Origin of the sequence: Bacillus niameyensis, from assembly GCF_001375535.1 — a bacterium.
Classification (GTDB): domain Bacteria; phylum Bacillota; class Bacilli; order Bacillales; family Bacillaceae_C; genus Lederbergia; species Lederbergia niameyensis.
Window position 1 is genome coordinate 496,020 of sequence record NZ_LN831197.1, and the last position, 13,708, is coordinate 509,727.

At 35.3% G+C, this 13,708-nt stretch carries 16 protein-coding genes and 1 riboswitch; of the genes, 12 read left to right on the top strand and 4 right to left on the bottom strand.

Annotated features, from left to right (window positions below; translation table 11 throughout):
* The first annotated feature begins 120 nt into the window (after positions 1–120).
* Positions 121–1,983: an LTA synthase family protein gene (locus BN1243_RS02430; protein ID WP_062104686.1), complete on the top strand. Its 1,863-nt coding sequence runs from the start codon at positions 121–123 to the stop codon at positions 1,981–1,983.
* Positions 1,984–2,066: 83 nt separating this feature from the next.
* Entirely contained in the window at positions 2,067–3,194 is a 1,128-nt protein-coding gene (locus BN1243_RS02435; protein WP_062104687.1) for a YqgU-like beta propeller domain-containing protein, read from the top strand.
* Positions 3,195–3,264: 70 nt separating this feature from the next.
* Here BN1243_RS02435 and BN1243_RS21320 read toward each other — a convergent pair whose 3' ends face one another.
* On the bottom strand, positions 3,265–3,438 hold the full coding sequence (locus tag BN1243_RS21320) for a DUF2759 domain-containing protein (protein ID WP_069201752.1): 174 nt from the start codon (positions 3,436–3,438) through the stop codon (positions 3,265–3,267).
* A gap of 257 nt (positions 3,439–3,695) precedes the next feature.
* Here BN1243_RS21320 and BN1243_RS02440 point away from each other — a divergent pair, with 257 nt between their 5' ends.
* Positions 3,696–4,319, top strand: a complete 624-nt coding sequence (locus BN1243_RS02440) for an MBL fold metallo-hydrolase (protein WP_062104688.1) — start codon at positions 3,696–3,698, stop codon at positions 4,317–4,319.
* 36 nt (positions 4,320–4,355) lie between these two features.
* Here BN1243_RS02440 and BN1243_RS02445 read toward each other — a convergent pair whose 3' ends face one another.
* Positions 4,356–4,601 (bottom strand): DUF2626 domain-containing protein, encoded by a 246-nt coding sequence (locus tag BN1243_RS02445; RefSeq protein WP_062104689.1) that lies wholly within the window; start codon positions 4,599–4,601, stop codon positions 4,356–4,358.
* A 256-nt stretch (positions 4,602–4,857) separates the two neighbouring features.
* Here BN1243_RS02445 and comGA point away from each other — a divergent pair, with 256 nt between their 5' ends.
* The 8 genes from comGA to BN1243_RS21500 all read left to right on the top strand — a co-directional run bounded on the left by comGA (position 4,858) and on the right by BN1243_RS21500 (position 9,382).
* Positions 4,858–5,955: a competence type IV pilus ATPase ComGA gene (gene comGA, locus BN1243_RS02450; RefSeq protein ID WP_062104690.1), complete on the top strand. Its 1,098-nt coding sequence runs from the start codon at positions 4,858–4,860 to the stop codon at positions 5,953–5,955.
* Positions 5,912–6,934 (top strand): competence type IV pilus assembly protein ComGB, encoded by a 1,023-nt coding sequence (gene comGB, locus BN1243_RS02455; protein ID WP_062104691.1) that lies wholly within the window; start codon positions 5,912–5,914, stop codon positions 6,932–6,934. The genes comGA and comGB overlap by 44 nt, the downstream gene beginning before the upstream one ends.
* Before the next feature lie 12 nt (positions 6,935–6,946).
* Positions 6,947–7,276, top strand: a complete 330-nt coding sequence (comGC, locus tag BN1243_RS02460; protein WP_195892065.1) for a competence type IV pilus major pilin ComGC — start codon at positions 6,947–6,949, stop codon at positions 7,274–7,276.
* Positions 7,273–7,710, top strand: a complete 438-nt coding sequence (comGD, locus tag BN1243_RS02465) for a competence type IV pilus minor pilin ComGD (protein ID WP_062104692.1) — start codon at positions 7,273–7,275, stop codon at positions 7,708–7,710. Before comGC ends, comGD begins: the two co-directional genes overlap by 4 nt.
* Positions 7,700–7,990: a hypothetical protein gene (locus BN1243_RS02470; protein WP_062104693.1), complete on the top strand. Its 291-nt coding sequence runs from the start codon at positions 7,700–7,702 to the stop codon at positions 7,988–7,990. Before comGD ends, BN1243_RS02470 begins: the two co-directional genes overlap by 11 nt.
* The gene (comGF, locus tag BN1243_RS02475; protein ID WP_230200291.1) at positions 7,962–8,411 is read left to right on the top strand and encodes a competence type IV pilus minor pilin ComGF; all 450 of its coding nucleotides are present in this window, start codon (positions 7,962–7,964) and stop codon (positions 8,409–8,411) included. Before BN1243_RS02470 ends, comGF begins: the two co-directional genes overlap by 29 nt.
* A gap of 222 nt (positions 8,412–8,633) precedes the next feature.
* The gene (locus tag BN1243_RS02480; RefSeq protein ID WP_062104695.1) at positions 8,634–9,143 is read left to right on the top strand and encodes a shikimate kinase; all 510 of its coding nucleotides are present in this window, start codon (positions 8,634–8,636) and stop codon (positions 9,141–9,143) included.
* A 50-nt stretch (positions 9,144–9,193) separates the two neighbouring features.
* Positions 9,194–9,382, top strand: a complete 189-nt coding sequence (locus BN1243_RS21500) for a YqzE family protein (RefSeq protein WP_230200083.1) — start codon at positions 9,194–9,196, stop codon at positions 9,380–9,382.
* A gap of 126 nt (positions 9,383–9,508) precedes the next feature.
* Here BN1243_RS21500 and BN1243_RS02485 read toward each other — a convergent pair whose 3' ends face one another.
* Complete coding sequence (locus BN1243_RS02485; RefSeq protein WP_062104696.1) at positions 9,509–10,300, bottom strand: YqhG family protein; 792 nt, start codon at positions 10,298–10,300, stop codon at positions 9,509–9,511.
* Positions 10,269–11,972 (bottom strand): DEAD/DEAH box helicase, encoded by a 1,704-nt coding sequence (locus BN1243_RS02490; protein ID WP_062104697.1) that lies wholly within the window; start codon positions 11,970–11,972, stop codon positions 10,269–10,271. Before BN1243_RS02490 ends, BN1243_RS02485 begins: the two co-directional genes overlap by 32 nt.
* Before the next feature lie 133 nt (positions 11,973–12,105).
* Positions 12,106–12,197: riboswitch (glycine riboswitch) on the top strand.
* A 399-nt stretch (positions 12,198–12,596) separates the two neighbouring features.
* On the opposite strand from BN1243_RS02490, the gene gcvT reads away from it, so the two are divergent.
* Positions 12,597–13,703: a glycine cleavage system aminomethyltransferase GcvT gene (gene gcvT / locus BN1243_RS02495; RefSeq protein ID WP_062104698.1), complete on the top strand. Its 1,107-nt coding sequence runs from the start codon at positions 12,597–12,599 to the stop codon at positions 13,701–13,703.
* Positions 13,704–13,708 lie beyond the last annotated feature (5 nt).

Genomic DNA, 13,708 nt, shown 5'->3' on the forward strand with positions numbered 1-13,708 from the left:
GTGAATATTCTTTCAATTGATTTTAAACAAGAAAGATATTATCATATTCGATAATGTAAAAAACACTTCATAAATATTGGTATTTATTTAAGTTTTAATAGCTCAGGGAGGTAAACTGTAGTGGGTAAACTAAAAAGAGCCAATATCGTTCTTCCGGTAATCGCTGTTTTTCTGCTCTGGATCAAAACGTATATTGTCTACAAAACAAGTTTTACCATCACCATTGAAAATTTCATGCAGGAGCTTATTTTATTTATAAACCCGATAAGCTTTTTGTTATTTATTTTTGGTATTTCGCTTTTCTTAAAAACAGAGAAATCTAAAATGAGGTATATATTCGGAACTAGCTTGTTATTAAGTTTAATTCTTTACGGAAACATTGTCTTCTATCGCTTTTTTACTGATTTCTTAACATTGCCAGTTTTATTTCAAACTACGAATTTCGGCGATTTAGGCGACAGTGCCCTAACAGAGATTCATTGGTATGATTTCCTTTACTTTGTTGATGTAGCGATCCTTTATTTCGTTATTCGCTTTTTTCGTAAGAATGTTGAGTTTGTACCAATTAAGAAGGTTCAGCGCAGAGCGTACTTTCTGTTGGCGGCTGCCATGTTGTTTTTCAATACTGGTTTAGCAGAAGCTGAACGCCCTCAACTATTAACTAGAACTTTTGACAGAGAAATACTAGTTAAGAATCTTGGAACCTATAACTATCACTTGTATGATATTTTCCTACAATCAAAGTCTTCTGCACAGCGTGCTATGGCTGATGGCAGTGAGCTTGTTGATATTGATAACTATGTAAGAGCTAAATTTGTTAAGCCGGATCCAAATATGTTTGGCGTAGCAGAAGGAAAAAACTTGATTGTTGTTAGCTTGGAATCTTTACAAAGCTTTGTCATTAATAATGATGTTTATGGTGAAGAAGTAACTCCTTTTTTAAATGAGTTAATCAATGACAGTTACTATTTTGAGAACTTTTATCACCAGACAGGGCAAGGGAAAACATCTGATTCGGAATTCTTGCTCGAAAATTCATTATACCCATTAAGTCGGGGTGCGGTTTTCTTTACTCATGCAGGTAATGAACTTGATGCAATGGCAGAGAAACTTGGTGAAAAGGGTTATTTTACATCAACGATGCATGCAAACAATAAAAGTTTCTGGAACCGGGATATTATGTATCAAGCGATCGGTTATGATTACTTTTACTCTGCAACTGATTACAACATAACTCCAGAAATATCGGTAGGTTGGGGAATGAAAGACAGTCCTTTCTTTGACCAATCTGTTGAACTTATGAAATCGATGGAGAAACCATTTTATACAAAAATGATTACGTTGACGAATCACCATCCTTTCCGACTAGACGAAGAAGATAAATATATTGATGAATATGATTCGAAAAGCGGGACTTTAAATCGATATTTTCAAACAGTACGGTACATGGACGAAGCTTTGAAAGAGTTCTTCCAAAAATTAAAAGATGAAGGTTTATATGAGAACTCTATAATTGTCATGTATGGAGATCATTACGGAATATCCGAAAACCATAATGAGGCAATGGAGCAATATTTAGGCAAAGAAGTAACTCCATTTGTTAGTGCGCAATTACAGCGAGTCCCATTATTTGTTCATATTCCAGGTGTAACTAATAATGGTAGAGGAGAGGTCATATCTAAAGTCGGTGGACAAATCGATTTGAAACCTACACTCTTGCATTTAATGGGTGTCAATACGAAAAACGATATTCAATTTGGCGAGGATTTGTTCTCGCCGGATCATCGCGAATTCATTGTATTTCGTGATGGAAGCTTTATTACTCGTGAATATGTTTATACTAGAGATACTTGTTACTCTAAGGAAACTGAAGAACCGATTGAGGACTCCTATTGTGAGCCGTATAAAGAAAAAGTACAAAAAGAACTGGGTTACTCAGACAAAATTATTAATGGTGACTTATTAAGGTTTTATGAAGACTGAAGAAATTTAAATAATTGACTCCCCAACATATGTTGCGGGAGTTTTTTTACAGGAGCGTTATTTTTAATATGGGGATGATTATAATGGGGGGGAAAATAAATTCATGGATAATAGTAATTGTGAGCAGCTTATTTCTGCTTGCTAGTTGTGTAAGTATAGACAAAGAAAAGCCAAACTTAGATGAGCCGGTTGGAGAAGGTAAACAAGAAACTGCAAAACCTGAACAAAAGCCAGATTTGGTCCCTGTTGAGATTAAACAAGCAAATGTGGATAAGATATACGGTTGGCTTGATGATCAAACAATTTTATACTCCTATGTTCAAGAAGGCAGTTATATAATAGCTTCTTATGAACTTTTTAATGGTAGTTCACGCATTATTTTCACTTCAGAACATCCGATTAATAACGTTAAGATTCACCAAAGTGGCCAAATGCTTTTTGTTCACACTTCCAAAAGCTCTTATGCTGCTACAGTTTATTTTATAGATCCCCGAGGAAACACTTTTTACTCAACTGAAATTGAGTCGCACGAATTAACTTATAAATGGAATGAGCAAGATCCAAATTTAATGTTAGTAACGGCTTTTTATGAAGATTGGTCCTATGAGACAATGTATATCCATGTAGAAGACCGAACTATCAATAAAGTTGAAGGATTACAACCTTTTATGAAGTGGATTGGAGAGAATGGGATTCTTGAGCAAGAGTGGAATAGGGAAGAACAGGAATTTTTTGCACCTATTATTAAGAAATCGCTCGATAATATGGAGGCAGGGCAACGCCTCATAGAGCAGGTATATCGATTTGATGTACTTGGAAACAAGCTCATGACTATAAACGTTCCTACAAACCGTCCAGACATAATGGAGTACCATTTTTATGATCAAAATTTAGAACAATACTCAACGATTGTTACGCCTAATTTAACTCAATATACAGATTGGCTAATTCCATTTTATGATTATATGGACAGTAATCATGTTTTTTTATCTTTTGTGCCTAAAAAACATGAAAGCGCAGATAGTTATAAAGAAGGATTCCAATTGATAAGTTTTAACTTACAGGAAAACACAAAAAAGGTCATAATTGATCAATTAGACAATAAACCAATTTCGTGTGCACCGAATGGAAAATACTGTTTGTATGGTCACCTATTTGAACAGTTGTTAGATCTAGATTCAGCTAAAATCTTTAATCTTATAATAAAATAAAAAAGAGGCAGCTCTGTTAACTGCCTCTTCCTTAGCTTTGTCTAGCTTCATGCGCAATGCTTGCTCATTTTTATTTAGGTAGAGAATCGGGAAGATGGATTAGTGTTGCAATCGCAAAAAAGCCGAATACAAGCATAGTTCCTCCGCCAAATAAAATCCCAAGGATATTTTTGTTTTTTAAAGCACTAAAAGTACCAAAAACAGCAAGTAATGCAACTAAAAGAAAAATAATAGAGATACCCATTATGAAAATGCTCCTTTCACAATATAATCAATCGTACAACTATGTATATAATTTACCTTTATACTCCTTCATATTTTAATGCTTTTTCTTCAGTTTGTCGAGTTGTAAAAGTGACACTTCTTTGAAAGCTAGTGAAAAATAGACGTTTACATATAAACAGGCGGATCTTTTACTTAGTATATGGCTATATAAAATTGTCATTCGTTCAATTTTCTAATAGGGAATGATAATATTAAATCATAAAGGGAGGGAAAAATATGAAATGGCTACAAATCCCGCTTGGTCCGATGCAAACTAATTGTTATTTATTATTTAATTCTAAAAAAGAATGTATCGTATTTGATCCAGGTGAGCAAGGTCAGGAATTAAACACTTACTTAAAAAAAGAAGGGTATCAACCGTTAGCTATTTTACTTACGCATGCACATTTTGACCATATTGGTGCAATAGATGTAGTTAGAGAGCAGTGGAATATTCCTGTGTACGTACATGAAATGGAAGCAGAATGGTTAACAAATCCTTTATTGAATGGATCAAAGCGATTCGGCACGGAAATAACTATTAAACCTGCTGATCAGCTAATTCATGAAGAAGGTGAATTAAAAATCGGTAATTTTTCATTTGAACTTTTCCATACACCTGGACATTCTCCAGGAAGTATTTCTTATTATGTAAAAGAATCAGCGATTGTATTTGCGGGTGATACTTTATTTGCATCAAGTATTGGGCGAACGGATTTAACTGGGGGAAGTTATAGCGAATTAATGGAAAGTATTCATACAAAATTGTTAGTATTGCCTGATCATACACACGTATTGTCAGGGCATGGTCCTATGACGACCGTTATAAAAGAGAAAAATGAAAATCCGTTTCTCAAATAATAAAAAATGTAAAAAAGACTGCATGCGCAGTCTTTTTTAACCTAATCCGCCACCTGGAGGCATTAAGAACAATGTATAGTATGTAAATCCAGCCATAAATACAGTACAATAGGCAGCGAACACATACATATACATCCGCTCGGATAATCTTAAATAACTAAGAAGAACAAAGAATCCAGTTTGCCCTAAAAATAATAAGGCTGTTTTATCCATGCCGCCAAGATACAACATAATAGCAAAAATACCTGTCCAAAAACCCAATACTCTATACATACGATCCATATGTATCCCCTCCTTTGCAGCGAGTAATCCATCAATACCTTATTATAAAGGAATAGTATTGAAAAAGTAAATACAAGAGCGAGTAACTTTGTGACATTTGCGTGATACTATTCTCATGTATATTTTATTATATAAGTATACCTCATAATCCGGAAAATTATTTTTTAAAATTTTTTATTTATTAGCAGGAATATTGAAAAGCTTGTCGAATAATGAATTTAACAAGAAAATAAAAAAAGGTGGTGTTTCATGAGCAATGAGCATTGAAAAAATTGCAAATGCCCTCATTTCTCAAGCTTTATACTATGATGCTACAGACGTGCACATAGCTCCTCGATCTAAAACCTATCTCATCGAATTTCGAATTAACGGCAGCTTATCATCGCACAAAAAAATTTCACATCAATTGGGGGAGAGACTTATTTCTCATTTTAAGTTTATGGCCTCCATGGACATTGGTGAAAAACGAAAACCGCAAAGCGGCTCACTGCAGTCCCATTTCTTCGGAACCTTTACTTCACTAAGAATTTCCACTTTACCAACCGCCAAGTCACAAGAAAGTATTGTTATTCGCATACTCCACCAGCATCAATCCCTATCCCTTGAAAAATTATCTTTATTCCCATCGAGTATAAAAATCTTGCAATCATTTATGTTTCAAGCACATGGACTTATTTTGTTCACGGGGCCAACCGGTAGTGGAAAATCTACAACTATGTTTTCGCTAGCTGAATATTGTTCCATTCATCTACATCGTCGTGTCATTACCCTTGAAGACCCTGTAGAAAAACAAAATGATTATTTTTTGCAAGTACAAGTAAATGAAAAGGCTGGTATTGGTTTTCAAAGTGGGCTAAAGGCGATATTGCGCCACGATCCTGATGTAATTATGATTGGTGAAATTCGTGATGCTGAAACCGCGATGATCGCTGTGCGAGCAGCAATGACGGGTCATCTTGTTTTATCAAGTATACATACAAGGAATGCCGTAGGTGCGCTCTATCGATTACTTGAATTTGGGATTAAAGAATATGAAATTGAACAAACATTGCTAGCTGTTACTGGTCAGAGATTAGTTTCAATAAAATGCCCTTTCTGCGGTTTCAACTGCTCAAAGTATTGTATAAGACCCAATCATTTAAAAAGAACAGGTATTTATGAAATGTTACACGGTTATGTTCTTACTCAAGCAATGAACGACCTTCGGAAAGGGGGTGATCCGTTCGCATATAACAAGTTACAAAAATTAATTGCAAAGGGGGTTGCACTTGGATACATCTCTCAAGAAGAGTATCGAAGATGGATCGTTCATGAAGAAAATGAAATTGAAAGAACAAAGTCAATTTTTTATTAGAGGAAGTGACCTACTGGAAAATGGTTTTACGCTGTTGGAAGTATTACAATTTCTTGCCAATTTACAAGTAGACCAGCATCAACGATTTCAATCCATCATCCAAGAGCTTCAAGCCGGAGCTCCAATCCATGAAGTGTTACTTAAACATGATTTTGATCGTCACGCATGTGCGACTATTTATTTCGCTGAAAGGCATGGTTTTTTAGCAACTTCGTTCAAAGAATGTGGAAAGTATTTACTGCAAAAGGATCAGGACCAAAAGAAATGGTTCAAATTATTACAGTATCCAACTGTTTTGTTTTGTGTCCTCGTATTCGTTTCCATTCTCCTTCACACCTTATTACTGCCACGTTTTCAAGTATTGTATGGAACAATGGGCTACCAGCCTAGTGGAATAACCCAATTCATACTTTATGTTCTCGAAAATTTCCCTTATCTATTATTTTTTTCCTTCATCCTTCTCACCATAGTCATTCTATTCTTCAGAAGGACTCTGAATAAAAAAACAGTACTTCAAAGAGCCGATTTTTTGGCCTCCATTCCCTTTTTCAAAACCTTTTACAAGTTATATCAAACAATATTTCTGTCAAGAGAGTGGAGTTTTCTGTTGAAGAGCGGCTTTTCATTAAACGATATTATTCACATTATGGAAACCCAAGCGTTTCTTCCGCTAATGAGAGAGACAGGTAAGGTCATAAAAAGAGAACTTTTAATAGGCTATTCGTTTTCGGAGGCCATCACCAATATAAGTTTTATAGAAAGCGAAATGGTCTTAATGGTAGCTCATGGGGAAAAAAATGGGCGTTTGGATAAGGAACTTCTTTATTATAGTCGTATTTGTGCACAGAAGTTAGAAGAAATGATGATGAGATTTATGATGATTATTCAACCAATTATTTTTTCAGTGATTGGACTAATAGTTGCAATCATTTATATCTCTATCTTCTTCCCGATGTTTCAAATGATTGATTCTTTTTAAGGAGAGGAAATAATGAAAAAATATATTCAAAATCAAAAAGCCTTTACATTAATCGAAATGTTAATCGTATTGTTAATCATTTCCGTAATTTTGTTAGTTGCTCTACCAAATGTTACAAAGCATAGTGAAACAATAAATAAAAAAGGTTGTGAAGCATTGATCCAAATGGTTCAGGGACAAGTTCAAGCTTATCATATGGAAAAGCAAGAATATCCAACGAATTTTCGCGATCTAGAGGATGCTGGTTATATAAAATCTGCTGATTTACAGTGTCCAGATGGGTCTAACCTAGTTATAGCTAATGGGGTTGTGAAAGAGGCGTCTAAACAAGAAACGCCATGAGAGCTAATCAGTCAGAAAAAGGGTTTACACTCATTGAGATGATGATTGTGCTCGCTGTTATTTCTATTATTTTGTCCTTTAGTATACTGACACTAAAATCTTTTTCAGAAATGATCCAAAAAAAAATGTTCGTTACACAACTAGAATCTGATTTATATTACGCTCACTCATATGCCTTAAATAGAAGAGAGACAGTCGTATTCAGTTTTTCAATTTTATCAAATGAATATAATGCGGTCACTGCGACTGGGGAGGTAATTTTTGTAAGAAAGCTCCCTCACTCAATTTATATTGAAAAAACGAATCTCCATTCTTTTTCAATTACTCCGCGAGGGACTGTATCTAATTTTGGCACTGTTAACTTTCGACACAATCAGAAAACTTTTAAAATGACGGTCTATATTGGAAGGGGGCGCTTTTCAATTGAAAAATGAGCATGGGTTTACTTTTTTGGAAAGTTTGCTTTCTCTTTCTTTCATTCTTCTGTTGTGTGGAACGCTATTTCCGATCATGTTTGGGATGATGAATAAATTAAAAGACGAAAAAAAAGAAATGACTAGTTATCGAATTTTGTTTGAATATGTCGAGGGATATCCCGATATGGAATTACCCTTTAAGACTAAAAGAATAAATCGAGGAATTGAATATGAAATATTAATTGAAAACGGGAGAGCCTGTATTGAATATGAAAGAAATCAAAAATGTGTTGAATAAGCAATCTGGTTTTACATTACTTGAAGCGATCATGAACATATTCATCCTGTCGCTTATCATGCTGTTTCTGCCTTTAATTTTTCAGTCTGTAAATGCGATCGATAAAGTAATGGAAGTAGAAGATGACTTTGAATGGAATTTATTTCTTATTGGTCTTCGAAATGAATTAAAAGAGGCTGATCATGTTGCGGTTGTAAAACCATATCTTTTTATTGAGAAAGGGGCATTGAAAATTCAGTATGTACAGTATGGCTTAGTAGTAAGAAGGCAAGTTGATGGGTCAGGTCATGAAATTGTTTTACAAAACATTAAAAGTCTACAATTTTTAAAAGAAGATAATCATTTGCATGTTCAAACTGAATTTTTAAGTGGCGTTGAGGATGAGGCTTCATTTTTATTACCTTTGAGCAGGGAGGAGTAGAGCCATTAATAAAGAAAGTGGGGCAGTTTATCCAATTGTATTATTAATTTGTTCTATTGCGTTAATCATTCTCTTTGAAGCTACACTTATTTATCTTTCAGAATTAGGGTTTGTTAGGGAGATGAAGGAATTTTATTTAAATGAAATTAGAGAACGGTTGATCCAATAAGGATAAAAAATGATAAGATAATAGAGTGTGTCATTGGGGAGGAGATGAGGCAAATGCCAATAAATGAGTCATTATACTTGATTGGCTTTATGGGGGCTGGAAAAACTTCTGTTGGACGAGCATTAGCGTTAAAAACCGGTAATCCAGTTATGGATCTTGATGATCGAGTAGAAGAAGAAGCGAATATGAGTATTCGAGATATCTTCGAACAATATGGTGAAAGCTATTTCAGAGAGTTGGAATCAAAAATATTACGAGATTCAATTCATAAGAAAGCGATCATTACAACTGGAGGCGGAGTTGTTCTGAACAGAGAGAATCGTGAATTTCTTCAAAAGACGAAGCGTGTCATATTTCTGAAGTGCGATCCAGAGGTGACTTTTTCGAGAATTGGAGATGACCCTCTAAGACCACTTATAAAAAATAAAACAGCAAAAGAAATCGGTGAGATGTATAAAGAGAGGCTTCCTTATTATATGGAATGTGCGGCATTATCAATTGACACGACTCATCTCTCCATTGATGAAATAGCCAAGGAAATTCAAAAAGAAATGAATCTTTAATTTATAGATTGGCTATACTTTTTAATATGTTAGATACATGTTAAAAAGGGGTGAGTCAACTGTCCTTTAATGATTATGTGAAATTTATGACAGAATCATTTGTTAAGCACTTTGAATTGCCAAAGTCTGAACGAATTCAATTAAAACAAGAACGAAAGGAAGCAAAGCCACCGATGATTTATCAATGGTTTGGACTTTTGCCCTTTTCCATCCGAATGCTATTTAAGAAAAATGGCTGACTCCAAACTCTGCATGAGTATAAGGAGATCAGCCTCTTTTCTTTGTAAGCTTCAGTATTTTGCGCTAGGATATGGCAACATAGTTTGCTTTTTCTGCTCGGTAACTAGACAGGAGTTCCGCTTTTCTTATAAAGCTTTTAAATAAAAAATACCACCATTAATAATCTCGATGTTTACAATCGGTTCATATTGATCTTGCAAAGCTTGTTTCTCAATTCCATATGTTTCGGGCTTCTCATCATGTTCCTCATAAAAGTGATCTAAAAGTTGTAAATCTCTTTGCCACCTTGCTCGTGCCTCTTCAGCCCAACTATGGTTCTCCGCGGTAATTGTATTTGTTAAGTAGGATTCAATTCTACTTAAACCGCTTTGAGGTTTAATTATGGGTGAAACGGTAAAACAATAGTCAGGAATTTTCGGTTGCAATCGTCTGTTTTGGATTTCATGAAAAAATTGATCTACTAACGTTCCGTTAATTAAATTTAATCCTAAAGACCGTATAACATCTTTCTTTCGATCACATTGATAAGAGGTTTTAACGTTTAGCATTAACCACGGATGTAAGGCAGTTTGCTGGTGATTTTCAACTACATTTGGCACTTCAAACAGGCGAATATATTTAGCAAGCTCTTTTGTCGTCGCAAATAATTGGTGAAGACGTGGCGCACCAAAATGAATCGCTTCTCCTTTAAGATCTTCTGGCACTTGTTTTTGATCTGTAATAAAGGTTATTTTCATTGGATTTGGAGTACCGCCAGTTTTTTCGAGATACGTCCAATAAAAGGGTCGATTCATCAAAGCTTTATCCATATCAACCGTAAGTTGAATGGTCATGTATCCATTTTTATCTTCTTCGATGTCACAGTTATTTTCAGTAAAAAAAGTTTTAAGAAATTGATGTATTTCTGTTTGCAGCAATAGATACATCCTCCTTTCTCATAGAGTCAGCAAATTGGATTAATGATGATAAATTTTCCATTTTTATTTTCATTTCTCCTTCGGATTTGGATTGATGGAAAATATCATTCAAATATTCCTCCATATTCGTACCGTCAAATCTTGTTAAAATTTCGTCTAATTCTCCAACTACTCTTTCAAATAAATCAATTTTTTCGTATAGAAGCTTCAAGATATGTTCTTCAATCGTATTTTTTACAGTAAAATTATATATTTTCACATTGTTCTCTTGTCCAAGTCGATGAATTCTTCCGATTCTTTGTTCCAAGCGCATCGGATTCCAAGGTAGATCAAAATTAATGATATGGGAACAAAATTGGAGGTTTATTCCCTCACCACCAGCTTCTGTTGCAATTAAAACTTGAGCGTGATTTTTGAAAAGTTCACGCATCCAGTCTTTTTTACTTCTCTTAAATCCGCCCCTGAAAGGTACAGAACGAATCCCATTTTGTTGGAGGAACCATTGTAAATACATTTGTGTTGCTCGATATTCGGTAAAGATAATAACCTTATCATTAATAGTTTGAATTAGCTCTAATGCTTTCTCAGCTTTGGAATTATGGCTAACGGCATCAATCTTAGTTTTAATCCATTGACATTTTTCCATAAAAGCTTTTGTTGGATTTTCCATTTTACTTAACATATTTTTTAAAGTTAGAAATACGGCTTCTCGGCTACTACAGGCTTCCCTTTTTAAAGTCATTAACGAAAACCCATGAGCAGAATATCCAGAATCCTTCTCCTTTAATACATCAATGGCTTGATATAACTCCTTCTCATCTTCAGAAAAAGAGATATAGACACTTTCAATTTCACGTTCAGGCCACTCTACACCTGTATCGTTTCTTCTGTTTCGAATCATCACTTTATTAACTAGCTCTTTTAAAAATGCATCCTCTTTCATTGATGCTTTATTGCTATTTTTATATTTGTCCAAAAACCCACTTTCACTGCCTAAATGTCCAGGCTTAAGCAGGGAGACAAGATGGAAAATTTCCTCAATTTTATTTTGGATAGGTGTTGCTGTTAATAGTAAACAAAATTTCTTTTTGAGCGATTGAACAAATTGATAGTTTTGTGTTTTTGGGTTTTTTAGTTTGTGTGCCTCATCAATAATAATTAGATCATAGTCCTGTTCTGCAATAATTTCTTTATGTGGGCTCCGTTTAGCCGTGTCAATTGAAGAAACAACACAAGAATATTGTTCCCAGACATAGCTTTTTCGCTGGGCTACCGCAGGAATGTGAAATTTTGAGTTTAATTCTTGTACCCATTGTGATACAAGGGATGCGGGCACAAGAATTAGCACTTTATTGACTAGTCCGCGAATCATATATTCTTTTAATATGAGTCCAGCTTCAATCGTTTTTCCAAGTCCCACTTCGTCAGCTAAAATCGCTTTACCGTTCATATTTTCTACGACTTGTTGAGCCGTTTCTAGCTGATGCGGCAGAGGAGTTAAATTAGGTAAATATTTTGGGGCAACTAATCCTTCAAATGAAGGAACCGTTAGATGTTTTTCTGACTCAAATGCTAATTTAAATAGTTCATAGTTAGCCCACGGACCATCTTTTTCAAGCCGATCCATAAAGTCACTTTTCCATGTTTGGTCGAATTGAATCCTTATAGACATAACACGCCTCCTAATAATAAGGAAAAAGATTGATGAAACCATCAATTGATGGTACGATGATGTTGATTTGGAAACCGTAACAATTATTTAAAGTAATTATAGTATGTCCAAAAAATTTAATAAATATTGGCGAATGAGAGCAAGGGGAGAGACCGCAAATCGCGGCGCCGAAGGAGCAAGCAATGAGATTGTGAATCTCTCAGGCAAAAAGACCCTTGTTTGACGCAACTCTGGAGAGTGTTCTAATTAGAAAAGCGAAAGCGCCCCGTTTAGCGACGTAGAAACTTCCTAGCTTCTGACGAGATAAAGGAAACACGATAAGTCCGACAGGACGAATCGATGTTGACTTATCGTAGGAAGAAGCGTAGAAGATTCCTAGTCGCTGGGCGCTGGAGCTAGACAAAGAAAAGCGAAAGCGCCCCGTTTAGCGACGTAGAAGTTTCCTAGTCGCTGGGCACTGTAGCTGGACCTAAACTAATTAAGGACCACCAAAGGGGTAAGCCGTGAAGGTCAAACTCTCAGGTGAAAGGACAGGGAAATCCGTATGAAGGGATTTTTCTGTCCTTTTTTCGTTCCACGGAATAGTTTTGATTTAGAATTAATGAGTTGAAAGGAGTGCGCGTGATGACAACTTTAAAAAGAACGCCGTTGGATCCGCTTTATGAAGAGATGGGAGCAAAAACGATTGATTTTGGGGGGTGGGCGCTTCCCGTCCAATTTTCCAGTATTAAAGACGAACATCATGCGGTTAGAACTAAAGCTGGATTGTTTGATGTATCTCATATGGGAGAAGTGATTGTCAAGGGCAAAGACAGCTTAAAATTTTTACAAAAGATGCTAACCAATGATCTAGCAAAACTAAAAGCAGGTGAAGTTCTTTATACGGCTATGTGTTATGACGACGGTGGTACAGTAGATGACCTACTAGTTTATCAATTGGCAGAAATGGAATACTTGTTAGTTGTGAATGCAGCCAATACAGAAAAGGATTTTGAGTGGCTAACGGAACATATCGAGGGAGAAGTCACGATCGAGAACGTTTCGAATGAATATGCCTTACTAGCCATCCAAGGACCAGCCTCCTGCGATATTCTTCAAAGTGTTGTAAATGTAGATATGCAAGGGCTTAAATTTTTTAATTTTTGGCAAAATGTACAAATCAATGGTGCGAATACATTGTTATCACGGACAGGATATACGGGTGAAGATGGTTTTGAAATTTATTGTAATCCAAAAGACGCTACAATGCTTTGGAAGCTCCTCCTAGAAACTGGCGAAAAGCAAGGTCTTCTTCCATGTGGTTTAGGTGCAAGAGATACTCTTCGTTTTGAGGCATGTTTACCATTATATGGCCAAGAACTAAGTAAAAATATTACTCCTCTAGAAGCTGGGATTGGTTTTGCTGTTAAATTAAATAAAAGCGTCAGTTTTATTGGTCAAAAATCCCTCCAAAAGCAAAAAGAAGATGGGATCTCCCGAAAAAATGTTGGGATTGAGATGATTGATCGGGGAATTCCAAGACAAGGATACAAAGTTTACGACGATCATAATGAAATTGGTGAAGTAACGTCTGGAACTCAATCACCAACATTGAAAAAGAATGTTGGATTAGCATTAATTGATATAGAGCAGTGTGAAATTGGTCGTGAAGTCTTTGTGGATATCCGTGGGAAACGATTGAAAGCGAAAATTATATCCAAACCTTTTTATGCAAGACAAAAAAATAAATAGGGGGC

Coding starts and splice junctions, on each gene's coding strand:
- BN1243_RS21320 (WP_069201752.1), bottom strand. CDS start 3,438: ATGGGTATCTCTATTATTTTTCTTTTAGTTGCATTACTTGCTGTTTTT.
- BN1243_RS02440 (WP_062104688.1), top strand. CDS start 3,696: ATGAAATGGCTACAAATCCCGCTTGGTCCGATGCAAACTAATTGTTAT.
- BN1243_RS02480 (WP_062104695.1), top strand. CDS start 8,634: ATGCCAATAAATGAGTCATTATACTTGATTGGCTTTATGGGGGCTGGA.
- BN1243_RS02435 (WP_062104687.1), top strand. CDS start 2,067: ATGGGGGGGAAAATAAATTCATGGATAATAGTAATTGTGAGCAGCTTA.
- comGA (WP_062104690.1), top strand. CDS start 4,858: ATGAGCATTGAAAAAATTGCAAATGCCCTCATTTCTCAAGCTTTATAC.
- comGB (WP_062104691.1), top strand. CDS start 5,912: ATGAAGAAAATGAAATTGAAAGAACAAAGTCAATTTTTTATTAGAGGA.
- BN1243_RS02445 (WP_062104689.1), bottom strand. CDS start 4,601: ATGGATCGTATGTATAGAGTATTGGGTTTTTGGACAGGTATTTTTGCT.
- comGF (WP_230200291.1), top strand. CDS start 7,962: ATGAAAGAAATCAAAAATGTGTTGAATAAGCAATCTGGTTTTACATTA.
- comGC (WP_195892065.1), top strand. CDS start 6,947: ATGAAAAAATATATTCAAAATCAAAAAGCCTTTACATTAATCGAAATG.
- comGD (WP_062104692.1), top strand. CDS start 7,273: ATGAGAGCTAATCAGTCAGAAAAAGGGTTTACACTCATTGAGATGATG.
- BN1243_RS02490 (WP_062104697.1), bottom strand. CDS start 11,972: ATGTCTATAAGGATTCAATTCGACCAAACATGGAAAAGTGACTTTATG.
- gcvT (WP_062104698.1), top strand. CDS start 12,597: ATGACAACTTTAAAAAGAACGCCGTTGGATCCGCTTTATGAAGAGATG.